At 66.0% G+C, this 17,594-nt stretch carries 11 protein-coding genes and 1 pseudogene; 10 read left to right on the top strand and 2 right to left on the bottom strand.

The window, feature by feature from the left end:
* Positions 1–30: 30 nt before the first annotated feature.
* The gene (locus ACTIF2_RS21505) at positions 31–1,581 is read right to left on the bottom strand and encodes an AbgT family transporter (protein WP_439499156.1); all 1,551 of its coding nucleotides are present in this window, start codon (positions 1,579–1,581) and stop codon (positions 31–33) included.
* A 576-nt stretch (positions 1,582–2,157) separates the two neighbouring features.
* On the opposite strand from ACTIF2_RS21505, the gene ACTIF2_RS21500 reads away from it, so the two are divergent.
* From ACTIF2_RS21500 to ACTIF2_RS21455, 10 genes and pseudogenes are all read left to right on the top strand, one after another.
* The gene (locus ACTIF2_RS21500; RefSeq protein ID WP_439499155.1) at positions 2,158–3,273 is read left to right on the top strand and encodes an alpha/beta hydrolase; all 1,116 of its coding nucleotides are present in this window, start codon (positions 2,158–2,160) and stop codon (positions 3,271–3,273) included.
* A gap of 175 nt (positions 3,274–3,448) precedes the next feature.
* The gene (locus tag ACTIF2_RS21495) at positions 3,449–4,546 is read left to right on the top strand and encodes a helix-turn-helix transcriptional regulator (RefSeq protein ID WP_439499154.1); all 1,098 of its coding nucleotides are present in this window, start codon (positions 3,449–3,451) and stop codon (positions 4,544–4,546) included.
* Complete coding sequence (locus tag ACTIF2_RS21490) at positions 4,470–5,765, top strand: MFS transporter (RefSeq protein WP_439499153.1); 1,296 nt, start codon at positions 4,470–4,472, stop codon at positions 5,763–5,765. Before ACTIF2_RS21495 ends, ACTIF2_RS21490 begins: the two co-directional genes overlap by 77 nt.
* Positions 5,766–5,996: 231 nt before the next feature.
* On the top strand, positions 5,997–7,103 hold the full coding sequence (locus ACTIF2_RS21485) for an efflux RND transporter periplasmic adaptor subunit (protein WP_439499152.1): 1,107 nt from the start codon (positions 5,997–5,999) through the stop codon (positions 7,101–7,103).
* Positions 7,100–10,189 (top strand): efflux RND transporter permease subunit, encoded by a 3,090-nt coding sequence (locus ACTIF2_RS21480; protein ID WP_439499151.1) that lies wholly within the window; start codon positions 7,100–7,102, stop codon positions 10,187–10,189. Before ACTIF2_RS21485 ends, ACTIF2_RS21480 begins: the two co-directional genes overlap by 4 nt.
* Positions 10,190–10,242: 53 nt before the next feature.
* Complete coding sequence (locus ACTIF2_RS21475) at positions 10,243–11,358, top strand: efflux RND transporter periplasmic adaptor subunit (protein ID WP_439499150.1); 1,116 nt, start codon at positions 10,243–10,245, stop codon at positions 11,356–11,358.
* 82 nt (positions 11,359–11,440) lie between these two features.
* Positions 11,441–11,836 (top strand): annotated as a pseudogene (locus ACTIF2_RS21470) (M17 family peptidase N-terminal domain-containing protein); the annotation flags it as partial.
* A 297-nt stretch (positions 11,837–12,133) separates the two neighbouring features.
* Complete coding sequence (locus ACTIF2_RS21465) at positions 12,134–12,652, top strand: DUF1269 domain-containing protein (protein WP_439499171.1); 519 nt, start codon at positions 12,134–12,136, stop codon at positions 12,650–12,652.
* Positions 12,652–14,385: a hypothetical protein gene (locus ACTIF2_RS21460; RefSeq protein WP_439499149.1), complete on the top strand. Its 1,734-nt coding sequence runs from the start codon at positions 12,652–12,654 to the stop codon at positions 14,383–14,385. The genes ACTIF2_RS21465 and ACTIF2_RS21460 overlap by 1 nt, the downstream gene beginning before the upstream one ends.
* A 73-nt stretch (positions 14,386–14,458) precedes the next feature.
* Positions 14,459–15,502, top strand: coding sequence for an AI-2E family transporter (locus ACTIF2_RS21455; RefSeq protein WP_439499148.1), 1,044 nt, complete (start codon positions 14,459–14,461; stop codon positions 15,500–15,502).
* Here ACTIF2_RS21455 and ACTIF2_RS21450 read toward each other — a convergent pair.
* A complete protein-coding gene (locus ACTIF2_RS21450) occupies positions 15,492–17,237 on the bottom strand; it encodes a metallophosphoesterase family protein (protein WP_439499147.1) in 1,746 nt (581 codons plus the stop codon). The genes ACTIF2_RS21455 and ACTIF2_RS21450 overlap by 11 nt on opposite strands.
* Positions 17,238–17,594 lie beyond the last annotated feature (357 nt).

The raw sequence follows: 17,594 nt of genomic DNA, 5'->3' as shown, positions 1-17,594 counted from the left end.
TTCCGTGGCAGCGGCTCGCGCAATTGGCCATCACAGGCCCCAGGGCAGGCCGAGCATCTTCCAGACGGCGAAGAGGGCCGTCCACAGCACGAACATCCACACGACATAGGGCAGCATCAGCGAGACGATCGTGCCCACGCCAGCGGACTTGTCGTATTTCTGCGCGAAGCCGACGACGAGCGCGAAATAGGCGTTGAGCGGCGTGATCGCGTTCATCGGCGAGTCGCCGACGCGATAGGCCGCGAGCACGGCTTCGGGCTCGACGCCAAGCTTCATCAGCAGCGGCACGAACACCGGGGCGAAGATCGCCCATTTCGCAATCGCGCCAGTCAGCAGCAGGTCAATGATCGCCACCACGACGATGAAGCCGAGCAGCAGCGGCAAGGCGCCGATATTGGCCGATTGCAGCACGCCGGACAGGCTGAGCGCCATCACGGTGCCCATGTTGGTATAGGTGAAATAGGCGACAAACTGGCTCAGGACGAAGAATAGGAAGATCGTGCCACCGAGACTCTTGATCGACTTCTCGATCGCCGCGATCACCTCGGGCAGAGTCTTCAGCGTTCCTGCGCCGATGCCATAGGCCCAACCAGTCACCAGGAACATCAGCATGATCAGCGCGATCAAGCCGTTCATGAACGGCGAGTTGCCGATCAGTTCTCCCGTGACGGGGTTGCGCAGTGGCGCCCCTGACGGAATCGTCAGGAGGCAGAAGACGGCGATCAAGGCGAGCAGGCCGAGGCCGGCGTAGCGTAGTCCGCGCGACTCCCGGTCGGACAGCACGGCGCCCTGCTCCGTGGTGGTCCCCTCGGCAGCCAGCTTCGGATTGTAGGGTCCGAGACGCGGCGCGATCATTCGGTCGGTGATGAACGCGATGATTACGGTCAGGAACAGCACGGACGCGCAAGAGAACCAGACATTCGATGCGAGGCCAATCGAGCGATTGGGATCAACCAGTCGGGCCGCATCATTGGTGAACTCGACCAGAACGGCGTCGAGCGGCTTGATCAGCATATTGACCGTAAAGGCGCCGGCTACGGCGGCGAAACCGAGCGCCAGCCCGGCTAGCGGATGGCGCCCGACGGCGAGATACGCGATGCCCGCCAGTGGAATCAGGACCAGGTAGCCGGCATCCGCCGCTATGCTGGCGAGAATGCCGACGAAGGCCAGGATGTAGGTCAGCGCCCAGCCTGGCGAGACGATGACAAGTTTCCGGATCAGGGCCGTGACCAGCCCGGATTCCTCGGCGACGCCGGCACCGATCATCGCGACGATCATCAGCCCGACCGCCGTGAAGCTCATGAAATTCGGAATCAGCGACGAATACATGAAGCGGATGCCGTCGACGGTCAGCAGGCTTTGTATCGCCGTGCTCGCGGTCTCGACCTGATGGGTCTCCGCGTTGATGCGCTCGAAGCTGACCGCCGCTCCGAACAAGCTGAGCACGGCTGAGAGAGCGATAACGATGCCGATGAGGATCAGGAAGATGACCACGGGGTGGGGAACCATGTTCCCGACTTTCTCGACGGTATCGAGAAATCTCTGCATCGTGGTCTTTGGCGCGACGCTCTCGATCGTCATCGTCTCCCCCACCGAAGGTTCCGCGCCCCGCAGGGAACGCGACACAGCAGTCATGCCGGCCGGGCAGTAGCATCCCGATCCTCAGGTTGGACCTTAGTTCTCCTCAGGGTTTGGGCATCGGCACAGAATCCCAAAACTTGGGCCGCCTGTCCCAAAGTCGCTGACAAACCGACTCCGCGCCGTCGCTCCGCTCCCCAAAATACGCAGTAAGCTACCCAAAACGGGAAGATCGGACGCCCTTCGCGCCCGGCACCGATTTTCGCCATATTGCCGTTGTCGGACAGCTTCCCTATCGTTGAGCAGTCGGAATGCCGCGATCCGATGCGGGGAATGGAGCGGGCTAAAGTGAGACCGGCACCCGGCAAGCGGCACGACCCCGTGGCTAGAGCATCTCCGCGTTTCTTCGAATCGCAGACATGCTCCATCTCTTTGTTTTATCGTATTTTCTTGACGCGAACCGGTACCCGCTTCGCTCGAAAATGCTCTAGTTTCCGCTCGGACACGAGGCGACCGAGCATAGCCGCGATCACGCCTCGATGCCGCCGGCCCTCGCAACATCCGGGGCGCAGGCATCTTGTGGGCATCACCCTGGCGGTGATCCTCGCGAGTTGCTCCTCCGCGCCGAGGGGAATGCTCGTGCCCGTGGCTCCTGTTCCGGGAACCGACCGCGTCGACATTCTCGCCGCGACGACACGGGCTCCCTCGGACGAAGCGGGCGTGCTCTATAGCGGAGATCGCGGCGACGGCGTCTCGTTCAGCCAGATCGTTGTTTCGATTCCGAGGGAGCGGCAGGTCGGCACGATACAGCTACCGCGTAGCGTGCCAGGAAATCCCACAACGGATTTCGTGGCCACCTCCGCAACTCCTGTCGCAAAGGCCGATCTCGGCAGATGGTTCCGGACGGCCGGCGGTCGGAAACGGCGCGTCTTCGCCTTCGTGCACGGCTTCAACACCCCGTTCGACAGGGCGGTCTTTCGCTTCGCTCAACTGACCCATGATGCAGATGCCGAGGCCGCCCCCGTCCTGTTCTCATGGCCCTCGCGAGGGGGACTGCTCGACTACCGCCGCGATTTCGACAATGCGTCGCATTCGCGCTCTGACCTCGCCTATCTCCTCAGGGTGGCGGCGGACAGCCCCTCTGTCGGTGAGATCGTTATCCTCGCTCATTCCATGGGAAGCTGGCCGGCCATGGAAGCCATTCGGCAGCTCGGGCTCGAACCCGGCGGCATTCCCAGGAAGATTACCAACGTGATTCTCGCCTCGCCCGACCTCGACGTCGGCGTGTTCAGGCGGCAGGTCGAGGATATGGGGAAGCGGCGTCCGCGGATCACGTTGTTCGTCTCGCAACATGACCGGGCGCTGCAACTGTCACGATTCATCGCACGTGGCGCGACGCGTCTAGGGGGCATCGACCCGACGCGCGATGAGTATCGGCGACAGCTGGCTGGCCTGTCGGCCATCACGGTGCTCGACCTCAGTGCCATCAGCGCCGGCGATCGCGTCAATCACGACCTCTATGCGGCCAGCCCCCATGCGGTTCGCCTCATCGGCGACAGACTGCTGCAGGGACAGGTCATCACCGACACGGACGTAGCGCCCCCTTCGGCGGCGGCGGACGCACTTGGCTCGGCTGCGAGTCTGCTGTTCACAGCTCCGATCCGCGTATTCGAAGCAGTGTCTCAGTCCCAATAGGCATCGAACTGTCGAGAGGTATTGCCGCGGCTAATTTTCGTGATAATTTGCCTAAATTATTGCTTCCCAATGGTAGTTTTGGGCAGCACACTTTCTTCATCACGCTCGAAACCGCGACCTTTTCGCAAGTTGTATCGGCTTTAGACTGTATCAACATCGCTGAGGGGAAAACGCCGTGTCGGCACTTTCTTTTTCCGGCTCGGGCACATCGGCCGATGGTGCCTTTGCTCAAAGGTTCTCGACTCGAGACCTCCAGCCCAAAGAGCAGTTCGATGCCTGGCGGTCCATGCTGGCCCACACCATCGATTTGCTGCCGACGGCCGAAGCCGCCGAGACATTCGAGGCCGAGTTTTCCTGCTGGACGTTCGGCGACGTTGTCTTCACGAGGACGCTCTACGCCAACGCACCCGTGCGCCATTGGCGGCACCGTCAAAGATCCTTCCTTGATCATTGGTGCGTTGTGCTCGCGCGTGCCGGCACTGGTGGCGAGTGCTCGCTTTCGCTCACGAACGCGAGCCAGGGCAATCTGAGCTTCCGCTCGTTGGCCATGCCCTTTGAAGGTCAGGCCGAGGATACGGAAGTGCTGACCCTGTTTCTGCCCCGAGATTTCTGCCCGGGCGAGCTCGATAATTTCGAGCGAGCGCACGAGCTGGGGATCGACCCGGAGCTCCAGCCAGTCCTTGCCGGTTACTTGGAGAATCTCGCCCGATATCTGCCGCTTATCGCGCCGGACCGCGCACAAGGGCTGTCCGGCGCGACCTGCTCGCTTGTCGCAGCCTGCATCGCGGGCCGTTCGGAGCACGTCGAAGCCCACGCTCCCCTCGCCTCGCCACTAATCGACCGGGCTCGTCTCGTTGTCCGTCAGAACATGGCCTCTCCCGAATTCGGTCCCGAACAGCTGGCCCGGCTGATGGCGATGTCCCGCTCCAAGCTCTACCGCTTCTTCGAGAGCACCGGCGGCGTTGCCCATTTCATCAATCGCGAAAGGCTGCGCGAGGCCCATCGCCGGCTGACCTCGCCCCGCGACGGCTTGTCGATCCACGTCATCGGCAACGAGGTCGGCTTCGTCGATCACTCGACGTTCAGCCGGGCCTTCCGACGGGAGTTCGGCTACAGCCCGACTGAGGCGCGCGAGCGGAGCCTCTCCCGGCTCTCCGCGCAACCGTTCGACGTTTGCCTCGACAGCCCAATACCGGATGGCGCGCCCGGCTCGGCAGCGGCGCGAGGCGACGGCAACGACAGCGCCGGCCCCGCGCCCGGAAACCGGGGGTGAGGCCCCGGGGATGAGCCGGGCAACCGGGCGCCTCTCCTTTCTCTATGCGGTCCTGTTCTTCGAGCTCGGCGTCAATCTGCCGTTCTTCCCGCTTTGGCTGAGGGCGCAATCGCTCGATAACGAGGCCATCGGGATCGTGCTCGCAGCGCCGCTGCTGGCCCGCATTATCGCGAACCCGCTTGTCGGCGCCCTTGCCGACCGGCGGGAGCGCCTGAACGCCGCGTTGGTCGCCTGCTCGGTCGCCGTCGTCGTCGGAACCGCCTTCCTCGCATTTGCCCGGGGCTTCCTGCCGATCCTGCTGCTGGTCGTCGCGATCGCGCTTGCTCAGGGCCCCCTGATCGCCTTGACCGATACAGTTGCGCTGCGCAGCCTGAAGGGCCTGCGCTCCGCAGAGCTCCGTTATGGGCGCATCCGCCTCTGGGGTTCGGCAGGCTTCGCGCTGGCCAATCTCTCTGCCGGCTGGCTGCTCGATTGGCTTCCCGCATCGTCCATCATCGGAATGCTGACGCTCTCGGCGCTGGCGACGGCGCTCGCTGCAATGGCGGTTGCGCGCGTGCGTGTGCCCGAGGTTTCCACCGCACCCGTTGAAACGACAGCGGGCCGTGGGCGGCCCAATCTGCTGGTCCTGACCATCGCCAGCGCCGCCCTCGTCCAGGCCAGCCATGCCGGCATCTATGGGTTCAGCACGCTGCATTGGCAAAGCCTCGGCATCTCCGGCGGGGCCATGGGCAGCCTCTGGGCAGCGGGCATCATGTCCGAGATCATGGTCTTCAGCGTGCTCGGTTATGCCGTGCGTGGCCCGACTGGCGCCGTCGTGCTGCTGGCGATCAGCGCGGCGGCCGCCACCCTGCGCTGGGCCGCCATGGCGCTGGATCCCGATATCACAGCCCTCGTCCTGCTCCAGCTGACGCACGGCCTGACGTTCGGGGCCACGCATCTGAGCAGCGTCTTCCTCCTTGTCACGTTCGCTCCGCGTGGAATGGTGGCCCAGGCTCAGGCCTGGCTGGCAGCCGGCTGGGCAGGGGCGATGGCGGTCCTGACCGCGCTTGCCGGCTATGCTTATGCTTCATGGGGCGAACAGATCTATGGCCTGATGGCCGCCGCGGCGGGTATCGGCATGCTCCTTCTGGTCCCGGTCGCAACCAGCCTCAGACGTGGCGGCATGCTGCCGCTGCTCATCGCCTGCGAGGTCGAGCAACCTCCAGAAAATTTGGGATGACCAGCGCAGAACTGGGATTCTGAGCTGATCCGCGGCTCCCGCACTGTTGGTAGCGTCCTTCCTGCCAACTGAAGAAATCGGCGCGAAAGACCTCGTCTTGCGCCTGATATTCCATGGCTCCGCTGCGGTTGCCAGAGGAAAGACTGTGATGAAACCGGAAGGCTTGCGTGAGGCCCTCCTCCGCCCGAGCGGGCTGGCCGGCGCCACACCCGGGAAGGGAGGGCTGCTGGCATGAACGGGGCGCGCAAAGCCGGATCCGCGCGATGCTTGCAGACCGTGGCGCTCGCCACGATCTCGCTTACGGCTGCGGCCTGCAATCGCGAGGACGTTGAGGCCCCGCCACCCGTCCGCATCGTCCGCACCATCACGGTCGACACTCCCCGCGAGGCAGCGGATATCAGCCTCACCGGGCATATCGAGGCCCAGGACCTTGTCTCGTTGTCCTTCCGTATCGGCGGTCGTCTGGCGGAGCGCGGCGTCGGCGTCGGCGCGACTGTGCGCGGTGGCGACGTGGTCGCTCGTCTCGATCCCGAGAACGAGCTCAACGAGCTGCGCTCGGCCCGCGCAGCGCTGGCGGCTGCGCAGGGCGGATTTCGCCGGGCGGAGAACCAGTTCGAGCGCCAGCGTCATCTGCTTGGGCGCAACGTCACCAGCCAGGCCGACTTCGAGGCGGCCGAGCAGGGCCGCACAACCGCGCAGGCGCAAGTCGACGCGGCCCGGGCTCGCGTGAGGTCGTCGGAGGATATCGTCGGCTTCACCATCCTGAAGGCGGATGCGCCGGGCGTGGTGACGCGGATCGGCGCGGAACCGGCCGAGGTCGTCGCGGCTGGTCGGATGATCGTGCAGATCGCCAAGCGCGACGGTCGCGACGCGGTCTTCGAGGTGCCGGCGGACATGGTCCGCACGCTCTTGCCGGATGCGCCCGTGCATGTCGCTCTCTCCGGCGACCCGGCGGTGACTGCCACCGGCCGCGTGCGTGAAATTGCGCCCCAGGCGGACCCGGTGACACGAACCTTCAGGGTCAGGGTCGGCCTTGCCGATCCGCCCCAGGCCTTCAGGCTCGGCACAACCGTGTCGGGCACGATCCGCGGCAGCGAAGCGTCCGCCAACTCCGTTCCAGCGACGGCCCTCATCCGGAGCGGGCAGGACACCGGTGTCTGGGTCGTGGATCCGCAGAGCCTGACCGTATCGCTGCGCACACTGGACGTGCTCAGCACCGACCCGGCGATGGCCCTGGTCGGCAAGGGTCTCATGCTGGGCGACATCGTCGTGACGGCCGGCGCAAGTCTCTTGAAGAACGGCCAGCAGGTGCGGTTGGCCGGAGCAGAGCCACGATGAGCTTCAACCTCTCGGAATGGGCGCTCAGAACGCGTTCGGTCGTGATCTATCTCATGATCGTCGCCGTGGCAGCCGGAGTTCTCTCCTTCATTCGGCTCGGCCGCAACGAAGACCCCTCCTTCGTCATCAAATCCATGGTCGTCTCGGCTGCCTGGCCTGGCGCGACGATGGAAGACACGCTCACGCAGGTCACCGAACGGCTCGAACGCCAGCTCGAGGAAACGCCCGGCCTCAATACCGTGCGCAGCTATACAACGCCTGGCGTGACGACGATTTTCGTTGATCTGAAGGAATCTGTTCCAGCGCGCAATGTGCAGGATACCTGGTACAGGGTCCGCAATCTCGTCGCCGACATCCGGCACACCCTGCCGGCCGGCACGGTCGGCCCCTTCTTCAACGACCGATTCGGCGACACCTTCGGCATCATCTACGGCTTCACCGCCGACGGCTTCACCGGCCGCGAACTGCGCGACCATGTCGAGGCTGTCCGCTCCCGCCTGCTGCTCGTTCCGGACGTCTCGAAGATCGAGATCATCGGCGCCCAGGACGAGCGCATTTTCGTCGAGTTCTCGGTCAGGGAGCTCGCCAATCTCGGCATTGATCGCGGCGCCTTGCTGGCAGCGCTGCAGAGCCAGAACGTCGTTCGACCTGCCGGCATCATCCAGACCAGGGATGAAAAGGTCTCGCTGCGTGTCTCCGGCGCCTTCCAGTCGGAAGCTGATCTGCTGAACGTCAATTTCCCGGTGGGCGACCGGATGGTCCGCCTTGCCGACATCGCAACGGTGCGGCGCGGCCATGCCGATCCGCCTCAGCCAATGTTCCGCGTCAACGGCCAGGAAGCCATCGGGCTAGGCATCGCGATGCGCGACGGCGGCGACATCCTCGCCCTCGGCCAGAACATCAAGAAGGCCATGGCGCAGATCAAGGCCGACCTGCCGCTTGGCATCGAGCCGCGCCTGGTCGCGGATCAGGCGGCGACTGTCGACCACGCCATCGCCGACTTCATAACTTCCCTCTGGCAGTCGATCGCCATCATCATGGCGGTGAGCTTCATCAGCCTTGGTGTGCGCCCCGGTCTTGTGGTCGCACTCTCGATCCCGCTGACACTCGCCGTCGTCTTCGCCGTGATGCTGGTTGCCGGCATCGACATGCAGCGCATCTCGCTCGGCGCGCTCATCATCGCGCTTGCCCTGCTGGTCGACGACGCGATGACGACGACCGACGCGATGGTGACGCGGCTCGCGGCCGGCGAGGAGAAGACCAAGGCGGCGACCTACGCCTTCAAGAAATACGCGATGGCAATGCTGGCCGGGACGCTGGTGACGATCGCCGGTTTCGTGCCGATCGGCTTCGCCGCGAGCTCGGCCGGCGAATATACGTTCTCGCTCTTCGCAGTGGTCAGCATCGCGCTCGTCGTCTCGTGGTTCGTGGCCGTGATCTTCGCCCCGGTGCTCGGCGTCGCGATGCTGAAGGCGCCCGACGCCGCCTCGGGCAATACCGGACCCGGAAAGGTCGAACGGAGATTCAGGCAACTCCTCTCCGGCGCCATCAAGCTGCGCTGGGTCACGATCGCGATGACGCTGGCCTTGTTCGCAGCATCCGTGCTCGCGCTGCCGCTGGTGCCGCGTCAGTTCTTCCCGGCATCCGACCGGCCCGAGCTCCTGGTCGATCTTACCCTCCCGCAGAATGCCTCGATCTATGCCAGCGAGCAGCTCGCGACCCGCTTCGACGCATTGCTCAAGGACGACCCGGACGTCGACCGCTGGAGCACCTATGTCGGGCGCGGCGCGATCCGCTTCTACCTTCCGCTGAACGCGCAGCTGCCCAACGACTTCTTCAGCCAGGCCGTGATCGTCGCCAAGGACGTGTCGGCGCGCGCGCGCCTTCAGGCCAAGCTCGAAGACCTGCTGGCCAAGGGCTTCCCGAATGTCGTCGCCCGCGTCTATCCGCTCGAACTGGGACCGCCCGTGGGCTGGCCGGTCCAGTATCGCGTGAGTGGCGCCGATATCGCGGAAGTCCGCTCGATCGCCATGAAGCTGGCCCAGGTCGTCGCCGCCAACCCGAGCGCCAAGCAGGTCAATTTCGACTGGATCGAGCCCTCGCGCGAATTGCAGCTGCGCGTCGACCAGGACGAGGCGCGCCGCCTGGGCCTGAGTTCGCAGGCGCTGGCGACGATCCTGAACGCGGTCGTCTCCGGCACGGTCGCGACGCAGGTACGCGACGACATCTATCTCGTCGACGTCGTCGTGCGGGCCCAGGATGTCGACCGCGTCTCGCTGGAGACGCTGCGGACGATGCAGGTCGCCCTGCCGGGTGGGCGCTCGGTGCCGCTGTCGCAATTCGCCACCTTCAGCTACGGGCTCGGCACGCCGTTGATCTGGCGGCGTGACAGGGTGCCGAACCTGACCGTCGCCGCCGACGTCGCGCCGGGCATCCTGCCGGAGACTGTCGTCACAGCCTTGCAGCCCGCCATCGACGAACTGAAAAAGACCCTGCCGCCCGCCTATGACATCGCCGTCGGCGGGACCGTCGAGGAAAGCGCCAAGTCGCAGGCGTCGGTCATCGCGGTCGTGCCTGTCATGCTGTTGATCATGTTCACGATCCTGATGGCCGAGCTGCGCAGCTTCAGGCTGCTTGCGATCGTGCTCAGCATCGCGCCGCTCGGCCTGATCGGCGTGGTCGGAGCCTTGCTGCTCTCGGGCAAGCCGTTGGGCTTCGTCGCGCTCCTTGGCGTCCTCGCTCTGATCGGCATCATCACCAAGAACGCGGTGATCCTGGTTGGCCAGATCGAGGCGGAACGGGCCGGCGGCAAGGGCGTCGTCGATGCAGCGCTCGACGCCGCCAGCACCCGCTTCCGGCCGATCATGCTGACGGCGGTCTCGACCGTGCTCGGCATGATCCCGATCGCGCCGACGGTATTCTGGGGCCCGATGGCCTTCGCCATCATGGGCGGCCTGCTGGTCGCGACCGTCCTCACCCTCGTTCTGCTGCCGGTGCTCTACGTCGCCGTCTTCGCCCCAGGCTCGCTTGAGCCGAAGCCGGCGAAAGCTCCGGCCAAAGCCGCTGCGGGAGTTTTGGTGCGATGATGAACCTCCCAGCGAAGCGGTCTTGGCCAGCCGGTGCCGGCATCGTTCGTGGCATGGCCGCCATCGCCCTGGTCCTGACGCTTGCCGCCTGCCAGGATGATAAGGCCGCCCCGCCCGAAGCCAGGTTCGTCCGCGTCGTGACGGTCGAGGCCGGCAAGCTCGCCAACGACATCCAACTGAGCGGCGAAATCCAGGCCGAGAAGAATGTCGGGCTTGCCTTCCGCATCGCCGGGCGTGTCGCCGAGCGGCCGGTCAATGTCGGGGACAACGTCAAGGCCGGGCAGTTGATCGCCCGTCTTGCCCCGACGATCGAGCAGAACGCGCTGACGGCCGCCAAGGCCGCGCTCGAGGCGGCCCGCGGCGAGGTCAGCACGGCGCGCAGCAGCTTTGCACGCCAGGAGCGCCTCATGGCGCAGGGCTTCACCACCCGGCCGCGCTTCGACCAGGCGCTCAAGGCGCAGGAAGCCGCCCAGGCCCAGCTCGAAAACGCCGAGGCCCAGGTCGAGCTGGCTCAGGATCGGCTCGGTTTCACCGAACTCCGGGCGGGTGTGGCGGGTGTCGTCACCGCCCGCAACGTCGAGCCCGGAGAGGTCGTGCAACCCGGGCAGGTCATCGTTCAGCTGGCGCGTGAGGATGGCCGCGACGCGGTCTTCAACGTGCCGGCCAGATCGCTCGAAACCCAGGCCGGCGACAGCACGGTTCGGGTCGCGCTCGCCGACGCTCCCGCCGTGTCCGCGTCCGGCCGGGTCCGCGAGATCGCACCGCAGGCGGACCCCGTCACCCGGACCTTCCAGGTCAGGATCGGCTTGCAGGACCCGCCGGAGGCCATGCGGCTCGGATCCACCGTGATCGGAACGCTCGAGCTCACCTCCGCGGCAATCGTCTCGATCCCGGCCAGCGCCCTGACCCAGCAAGATCTCTCGCCGGCGGTCTGGGTCGTCGACCCCGCGAAATCGACGGTCTCGCTGCGAAATATCGATATCCTGCGCTTCGATCCGGGCCAGGTCATCGTCTCGCAAGGCCTGGAGCCCGGCGAGATCATCGTCACCGGCGGCATCCAGGCGCTGCATGTCGGCCAGCGTGTGCGGCCGCTCCCACCAGCGCCCGAGCCCGACCGCACAACGGCCGCGTCCCTGACACTCGGACACAAGGCGAAGCTACCCTCCTGACCGTGACCGGCCTCGCGACATGTTGCACGGGACGCCAACAGACCGGCCGACGTAACCACTCTACTCTTGGTCAAATAGCCCGATGATTTCTTCGCGGAGAACATTCATAGAGATCATCCCCGCCGTGGGCGACGCGGCGGTGCTGAAGACCGAATTTCTCGTGCTCGGGGTCGGCAGCCCCCTCACCGGGTCGGCCCGGCGGGTCGATGAGCTGTCAGGCGGCGATCTCTCGCTGGCCCTGCAAGGGGGCAAGCTCGATCCGACGCCGGGAGCGACCCTGCTGCTCGATCAGCTCCCCGGCGTCGCTGCCGCCCGCATCTTGCTCGTCCGCCTGGATGGAGCCGAGATCGTCCGCGAGGAAAGCTATCAGCGGGCGCTGCTCGCCGCGGCCCGCGCGCTTGCCGAGAACAAGATCGCCGACGCCGTCGTGACGCTCGCGGAAAGCGAGGTCTCCCGGCGCTCGCTGGGCTGGCGGGTCCAGCAAGCCGGGCAAATCCTCACCGGCGGCGGGGATGATCGCAGCCCCGTCGGAGCCAGAGCTCGGGAGCTGCTCAGGATCACGCTGCTGATCCCGCGGACGCTGACCCTCCAGCTCGTCGAAGCGCTGCGTCAGGGCGTGGCGATGGCCGAGGGATGCGATCCGATCTTGCCCGCGCCTCGGCATGCCCGAGCGTCCCGGCATGCCACTTTCCGAGCCGCGTCAGCCAAGCGACCGGGGCTGCGCGACGCCAAATCCCGGTCGATCCACCAGATATCAGCAACGGAGTTCAATCTCATGAGCGATCTCGTTTTCATCGCCTTCCCGACCGAGCAGAAGGCCGAGGAGGTCCGTCGGAAGGTCCTCTCCCTCCAGCGCGAATACCTGATCGAGCTCGGCGACGCCGTCGTCGTGGTCAAAGACGGGAAAGGCCATGTGAAGCTCAACCAGATGATGAACCTCACCGCGGCCGGCGCGGCATCGGGCGCCCTCTGGGGTACGCTGATCGGCTTCATCTTCCTGGCGCCGCTCGTCGGGACCGCGCTTGGCGCTGCATCCGGCGCCTTGGGCGGCAAGCTCACAGATGTCGGCATCAACGACAAGTTCATGAAGGAGACGGCCAGCGCTCTCCAGCCCAACACCGCGGGCCTGTTCCTGCTGATCCGCAAGATGACCACCGACAAGGTCCTGGCCGATCTCAAGGGCGTCGGGGGCGTCTTGATGAGCACCTCGTTCGACGAGACCAAGGAGGCGGCGTTGCGCGAGGCGCTCGTGGCGCATGCGACAGCCGAGGCGGCGGCTCCGGCGGCGACGTGATGGCGGAATTGGGCGTCGAAGCGGCGGCGGAATGGGTCCAGTTTGCCACCGCGGCAGCGCGCCTTGACGATTTCCTGCCGCTTCTTCCAGCGGAAGAGGAGATCGTCGCCAAGCTTCTGAGCGGCAATTTCGACCGGCTCGGAGACGGCTCGCGCCCGGAGCGTCCCGACTCGGCGCGGGTCTGTCGCGCGCGCTTCCTACGCTTTCTCCTGCTGGGTGGCGAGAAAGGCTGCCGCCCGCACGAGAAGGGCATCCGGATCAGCGGCGCCTGGATCACGGATGTGCTCGACCTCGAAGCCTGTCGCGTCTTCCGCGACATCGGCCTGAACGACTGCCATTTCGAGGCGCCGCCCATTCTCAAGGCAGCAATCATCAACCGCCTATTCCTCGACGGATCGCTGCTTCCGGGCCTCCAGGCTGAGCGGCTCGAGGCGCGTGGCGGCGTCTATCTGCGCGGTGCGGAGGTTAATGGCGAGGTCAACCTCGTGCAGTCGCGCCTCGGCGGCAATCTCGAATGCGACGGCGTGACCATCCGCGCCCCCAGCGGTTACGCATTGCTTGCCGATAGCCTGGAGGTTCGAAACGTGCTGATGCGCGGCGCCCATTTGCGTGGCGGCATCAACCTGTCGGGCGCTCAGCTTGCGGCCGATCTCGACTGCGCCAGCGCCACCATCACGGCGACTGAGGGGCTCTCGATCGAGGCGAGCGAAATCGAAAGCCACGGCAGTGTCGTGCTGCGCGGCACCCGCATCGAGGGCGAGGTCCGTTTGACGGCCGCGCAGATCGGCGGCGACCTGGACTGCTCGGGTGCCATTCTCGACAATCCAGGACAGGTCGCGTTGGGGCTGAGCCGCAGCGCGGTCAAGGGCGCGTTCTTCCTGCGCCGCGAGGCCCGGGTGAACGGCACGCTGGCGCTGACGGGAGCCTCGGTCGGCACCATCCACGATGAAGCCTCGTGCTGGCCGAAGGTCGGCGATCTCCTGCTGAATCGCTGCCGCTACGGCGCCTTCATCGACGGCCCCGTCGATGCCGGGAGCCGGCTCGACTGGCTGGCGCGTCAGACGCCCGAACGCCATGGCGAGGATTTCTGGCCCCAGCCCTATGAACAACTCGCATCCGTCTTCCGCGAGATGGGCCATGGCGAGGATTCCCGCGCCGTGCTCGTGGTCAAGGAGCGGCTGCAGCGGCAGGCCAGGCGGGCGCGGACACGCAACCCGCTATGGCGTGCGCTGCTCGCCGTCATCGATGGCGTCCTGGGCATCACGGTCGCCTATGGGCGCCAACCCCTGCTCGCTTTCGTCTGGCTCCTCCTGTTCTGGGTACTCGGCGTTGCCGTCTTCGCCTATGCGGAGCGCCAAGGCGCCGTCATGCCGAACAGCGCCGTGGTGCTGCGGGCGCCAGAATGGACCTTGTGCGGCCTGGATACCGGTGAGCAGCGTTCGCTCATCGCCACCCAGCACACGAGCGGGCTGGCCGCGACCGGGCAGACCCAGCTGGACTGCTTCCGCCAGCGCTGGGAGGCGTCGAGCTTTCCGGCCTTCAACCCGTGGATGTACTCGCTCGATACGCTGCTGCCGGTGCTCGACATGGGCCAAAAGGCGTTCTGGCGGCCCAACCCGACCAAGCCGGGCGGCGGGCTGGCCATCAGCTACTTTTACTTCCAGTCGGTCGTCGGCTGGGCCCTGAGCCTGCTGGCGGTGGCCGGCTTCTCGGGTTTGGTGAAGTCGCCGTGACCCCGCCAACCGGCCGTGCGACCAAGACGAGGATGAGAATGACCAGCGCCCCTCCGCTTGATCGGGAATGCAAATGACAACAGGGAAGATCCAACACGGCGCGCAGATCCTCATCGCGATCATCCTGGCGGTTGCCGCCCTCTCGGTGGCGAGTTCGGTCTTTGCGCCCGTCGCCTTCGCGCTCTTCATCATCGCCCTCGTCTGGCCCTTGCAGAGGGGACTGCAAAGCGTGCTGCCCAAGCTGCTCGCGCTCGCCATCAGCGTCGCGCTCATGGTCGTGGCCTTCGCCGCGTTCGGCTCGCTGATCGTCTGGGCCTTCGGGCGGGTCGGCCGCTGGGTCGTCAGCGACGCCGCGCGCTTCCAGCTCTTCTACGACCAGATCACCACCTGGCTGGAGGGGCACGGCATCGCCGTCGCCGGCGTCTGGTCCGAGAACTTCAACATGAGCTGGATCCTGCGCACGGCGCAAACCCTCACCAGCCGGCTCAACAGCACCATGAGCTTCTGGCTGGTGGTGCTGGTCTACGTCATCCTGGGTCTGCTCGAGGTAGACGATTTCGGGCGCAAGCTGCGCGCCATGCGCAATCGCGGGACCGGAGAGGTCCTGTTCCGGGGCAGCGCCGCCACCGCCAGCAAGATCCGCCGCTACATGCTGGTCAGGACGCTGATGAGCGTCATCACCGGCCTGCTCGTCTGGGGCTTCGCCACGCTGGTCGGCCTGCCGCTCGCGGCGGAATGGGGCTTCATCGCCTTCTCGCTGAACTACATCCCCTTCCTCGGCCCGCTGGTAGCGACAGTGTTTCCGACCGTATTCGCGATGACCCAGTTCGGATCATGGCAGGCCGTGGTCGCTGTCTTCGCCTGCCTCAACCTGATCCAGTTCATCGTCGGCAGCTATATCGAGCCGCGCGTCGCCGGCAGCGCGCTCTCGATCTCGCCCGCGACCGTCCTGTTCTCGGTCTTCTTCTGGAGCTATCTCTGGGGCGTGTTCGGCGCCTTCATCGGCGTGCCGATCACGATCGCCTTCCTCACCTTCTGCGCCCAGCACCCGTCGAGCCTGTGGCTGGCGGAGCTCTTCGGCTCACCCGGGAAGGATGCACCGCCTTTCACGACGTGAAGGTTGCGGCCGGCTCGGGCGCGATATCGATCCGCCGCGGTCCGAGGAGCGCGAGTCCGCCGTCCGGCGCCGCTGCCAGCGTATGGATGTAGAAGCTCGTCGGCTGGTCATCCGTCGCTTCCATGACCGGGGACGGCGCCGAGACGATCTTGAGCGGACCGCAGCGGCCGATCCAGTCGATATGACGGTGCCCGTGCATGGCAACCAGGCGATGGCCCAATGGCTTGAGCTGGCGCACGAAGCGGCTGCCATTGATCAGCGCCGTGCCGATACGCTCCGAGAAGGCCTTCGCCCGTCTGGGGTATTCGACCGGGTGGTGGTGCAGCGCGATGATCCAGCGCGCCTTCGGAAACTGCCTGAGGATCGCGAGCATCGCCTGCATGTCTTCTTCTGACACCAGCCCGAGCGCATTGGTGAAGGAGAAATGCGTCTCGGCATTCGAGTTGAGCAGCACCACCCCCAGCCCGTCCTCGTCCGCGGGGGGCAGCATCATCGGAAAGACATCGGCCCAGATATTGACCAGCCGGGCCGACAGGCGAAACGTCCCGGCATCGGCGAAGCCCGCGATCGTCCCGCGATGCGGCTCCAGCGCCTCCGACAGCGTCCCGCCAAGTCGCGTCCTGCTCTGGTCGAGCACCCGGACCCGCTCGCCCTGCACCGCGGCCATCGCCGAGAGCGTCCTCATCTGCCGCAGCCGCTTGCCCGGGCTCGTCGGCAATTCCATCCGGGCCGGATTAGCACGGTCGACGATGTTCACGTCGTGGTTACCGGGCAGGATGAGGGTCCGCTCGGCCAATGCGGGATGGCGCGCCAGCGCGTCGAGGAACTCGGCCCATTCGGCGGATCGACCCGCATCGGTCATGTCGCCGGTGATCAGGACGAGGTCGAGCGGGTCCTGCGCGTGGATCTGACCGAGCCTGTCGAGAACCCTGGCAAGCCGCTCGTTGCCGCGCGGGCCGGCGCGGCCACTCTCGATCCTGAACCCGTAGCGCTCGCCGACGACATGGATGTCGGAGAGATGGGCGACGCGCCACCTCGCGGCGGAGGTCGGCGCGTCGTCGAAGGTCGCAAAATCTCGCGGCTGGTCCATGCTCGCATCGGCCACACCCCAGGCGAGCGAGGCGATCGCGAAATAGCTCGCCATCAGCACAACGGTGTTGGCGAAAGCCGGAACGACCAGCCGCAAGGGCTGGGCGAGGTCCGCGAACTCGCCGGACCAGCGCGTCGATGGCCAGGCGAGCGCGGCCAGTCCAACAGCGGCGGCGCAGGCGCCAAGGCCGGCGCCGAACGCCGTCGCGGCCCTCAGCCCGGCGCGCTTGTCCTCGCTGGCCTCCAGCGAGAGAAAGCGCTCGGCCAGATGGCGCAGACCTTCCCGGCACAGAGCATAGCCCGGTTGGACCACGAGCGAATTCAGCGACCAGAAGCTGCGTTCGGCGGCGCGAAACAGCGGGCGGACGCCATACCAGCCCAAGGCTGCGACCAGCACCAGAAGCAGCAGCGATCCGATGCTCGCGAGCGCAGTGATTTTGCCCGAGACGGAGGTGAGCCATGCGGTGACGACCAGTGGCGCAAGCCCGAGCAGCAGGCCGGGCAGGCCGGCGAGGATGATCCAGGCTAAGGCGAGCTTGGGCAGATTGATCTCCCCCAGCAGGCTCCCGGCGATGGCGAGAAGCGAGCGCTTCTTGGTGCTGCTGGCGTCGTCCTCGGCGTCGCCCGCGCGCGGCTCGATGATCATGGCCGTGCCATGCTCGGGTTGGACGCGACTGCACCTGTCAGCCGAAGCCGGCATAGACCTGTCATGCCTCGTTCCCGCCACGACGCCCGGACGGCCGAGCCGGCCGCCATCCCCAAGGCATATCCTCGATACTTCAGCCATGCACGCGCTCAAGGCCAGCGCAGCCTGGCCGGAGCGAATTTGGGACGCCAGGCCCAGAAGTGGGACAGGCGGTCGATGACCGTCACTGGGACGAATGCTACTTCAACATCAGCCGATTGAGCGATTTCGAGCGATCTTGCACGCGTGGATGCCCATGACGTCAACGCAGCACACTAACCTGCGGGCGTCGCGCCGATACACCGACGGAAGCGTGCC

The organism is Allobosea sp. (assembly GCF_051860145.1).
GTDB lineage: Bacteria > Pseudomonadota > Alphaproteobacteria > Rhizobiales > Beijerinckiaceae > Allobosea.
This window is presented reverse-complemented; position numbering and strand designations above follow the sequence as displayed.

What these genes read in the sequence shown, in the direction of transcription:
- ACTIF2_RS21480 (WP_439499151.1), top strand. Translation starts at nt 7,100, where the DNA reads ATGAGCTTCAACCTCTCGGAATGGGCGCTCAGAACGCGTTCGGTCGTG.
- ACTIF2_RS21460 (WP_439499149.1), top strand. Translation starts at nt 12,652, where the DNA reads ATGGCGGAATTGGGCGTCGAAGCGGCGGCGGAATGGGTCCAGTTTGCC.
- ACTIF2_RS21505 (WP_439499156.1), bottom strand. Translation starts at nt 1,581, where the DNA reads ATGACGATCGAGAGCGTCGCGCCAAAGACCACGATGCAGAGATTTCTC.
- ACTIF2_RS21475 (WP_439499150.1), top strand. Translation starts at nt 10,243, where the DNA reads ATGGCCGCCATCGCCCTGGTCCTGACGCTTGCCGCCTGCCAGGATGAT.
- ACTIF2_RS21450 (WP_439499147.1), bottom strand. Translation starts at nt 17,237, where the DNA reads ATGATCATCGAGCCGCGCGCGGGCGACGCCGAGGACGACGCCAGCAGC.
- ACTIF2_RS21485 (WP_439499152.1), top strand. Translation starts at nt 5,997, where the DNA reads ATGAACGGGGCGCGCAAAGCCGGATCCGCGCGATGCTTGCAGACCGTG.
- ACTIF2_RS21455 (WP_439499148.1), top strand. Translation starts at nt 14,459, where the DNA reads ATGACAACAGGGAAGATCCAACACGGCGCGCAGATCCTCATCGCGATC.
- ACTIF2_RS21465 (WP_439499171.1), top strand. Translation starts at nt 12,134, where the DNA reads ATGAGCGATCTCGTTTTCATCGCCTTCCCGACCGAGCAGAAGGCCGAG.
- ACTIF2_RS21490 (WP_439499153.1), top strand. Translation starts at nt 4,470, where the DNA reads ATGGCGCGCCCGGCTCGGCAGCGGCGCGAGGCGACGGCAACGACAGCG.